This window comes from Streptomyces sp. NPDC058964 (assembly GCF_042741275.1).
Lineage (GTDB): Bacteria > Actinomycetota > Actinomycetes > Streptomycetales > Streptomycetaceae > Streptomyces.
The window spans coordinates 878-3,014 of the sequence record NZ_JBHYKH010000767.1 but is presented as its reverse complement, the minus strand read 5'-3'; the positions used below and the strand labels follow the sequence as shown (position 1 = coordinate 3,014).

Sequence of the window (2,137 nt, the reverse complement as noted above, 5' to 3'; positions counted from 1 at the left end):
CGGGCCACCCAGGACGCCGTCATGGCGCTCGCCGTCAGCACCCCCACACCGACGAGACCGGAACCGGAACGGAGGCCTCCCGTGGCCACTGACACGCTCAAGAGCACGACGGGCGCGAGTGGCGGCCCCGGGCGGCCTGCGCCGTCTCCTGCTCGACAACGGCGCCCTGACGGCGCTCATCGTCCTCGTCATCGCCATGTCGGCGCTGTCCGGCGACTTCCTGACCGCGGACAACCTGCTCAACATCGGCGTCCAGGCGGCCGTGACCGCCATCCTCGCCTTCGGCGTCACCTTCGTGATCGTCTCGGCCGGCATCGACCTGTCGGTCGGCTCGGTCGCCGCGCTGTCGGCCACCGTGCTCGCCTGGAGCGCGACACAGCACGGCGTGCCGGTGGCCCTCGCGCTGGTGCTGGCGGTCGCCACCGGCATAGCGGCGGGCCTGGTCAACGGCTTCCTGATCGCCTACGGCAAGCTGCCCCCGTTCATCGCGACGCTGGCCATGCTGTCGGTGGCCCGCGGTCTGTCCCTGGTGATCTCCCAGGGCTCCCCGATCCCCTTCCCCGCCTCGGTCTCGCACCTCGGCGACACGCTGGGCGGCTGGCTGCCGGTGCCGGTCCTGATCATGGTCGTCATGGGCCTGGTCGCGGCCTTCGTGCTCGGCCGGACGTACATCGGCCGCTCCATGTACGCGATCGGCGGCAACGAGGAGGCCGCGCGCCTGTCGGGCCTGCGGGTGAAGAAGCAGAAGCTCGCCATCTACGCCCTGTCGGGCGTCTTCGCGGCCGCCGCGGGCGTCGTGCTCGCCTCCCGGCTGTCCTCGGCGCAGCCGCAGGCCGCCGACGGGTACGAGCTGGACGCGATCGCCGCGGTCGTCATCGGCGGCGCCTCGCTCGCGGGCGGTACCGGCAAGGCCTCCGGCACCCTGATCGGCGCGCTGATCCTGGCGGTGCTGCGCAACGGACTCAACCTCCTGTCCGTCTCCGCCTTCTGGCAGCAGGTCGTCATCGGCGTGGTCATCGCGCTGGCGGTGCTGCTCGACACGGTGCGGCGCAAGGCGGGGGCGACCCCGGTGGCAGCGGGAACCGGTGGCGGCGGCAGGGGCAGGCAGGCGGCGACGTACGGGCTGGCGGCCGTGGTCACCGTGGCGATCGTCGGCGCGACCTCCTTCCTGCACGGCGGCGGCTCCGGCACCACGACGCCGAAGGTGGGCCTCTCCCTCTCCACGCTCAACAACCCCTTCTTCGTGCAGATCCGCTCCGGTGCCCAGGCCGAGGCGAAGAGGCTCGGCGTGGACCTCACGGTCACGGACGCCCAGAACGACGCCTCCCAGCAGGCCAACCAGCTGCAGAACTTCACCAGTTCGAACCTCGGCGCGATCGTCGTCAACCCCGTGGACTCGGACGCGGCGAGCAACTCGGTGAAGGCCGCCGACAAGGCGGGGATCCCGGTGATCGCGGTCGACCGCGGGGTCAACAGGGCCACGACGAAGGCGCTGGTCGCCTCCGACAACGTCGCGGGCGGTGAGCTCGCCGCGAAGTCGATCGCCGAGAAGCTCGGCGGCAGGGGCCGGATCGTGATCCTGCAGGGCCAGGCGGGCACCTCCGCGGCCCGCGAACGGGCGGAAGGTTTCGCCAATGGCCTCAGGGCCTACCCCGGCATCCGGGTCGTGGCCCAGCAGCCCGCCGACTTCGACCGCACCAAGGGCCTCGACGTGATGTCGAACCTGCTCCAGGCCCACCCCGACGTCCAGGGCGTCATCGCCGCCAACGACGAAATGGCCCTCGGCGCGATCAAGGCGCTGGGCTCCAAGGCCGGCAGGTCGGTGTCGGTGGTCGGCTTCGACGGCACCCCGGACGGCCTCACCGCGGTCAAGGGCGGCACGCTGTACGCCTCGGTCGCGCAGCAGCCGAGCCAGCTGGGCAAAATCGCCGTGGACAACGCGCTCAAGGCGATCCAGGGCAAGAAGGTCGAGTCGACGGTGAAGGTGCCGGTGAAGGTGGTCACGAAGGAGAACGTCGCCGGATTCACCGGCTGACGCAGCCAGGAGAGGGGCGGGGGGGCCGGGCGGGGCCCCGCGCGCCCCGGCCGGGGTGACGCGGGCGGTGGGCGGGGGGTGATATTGGGTGAGGTGTGGTGT

General features: G+C 72.0%; 1 pseudogene. It reads left to right on the top strand.

The annotated features are described in order from the left end of the window. The first annotated feature begins 81 nt into the window (after positions 1 to 81). A pseudogene (locus tag ACFW2E_RS44435) lies at positions 82 to 2,035 on the top strand (substrate-binding domain-containing protein). Positions 2,036 to 2,137: the final 102 nt, after the last annotated feature.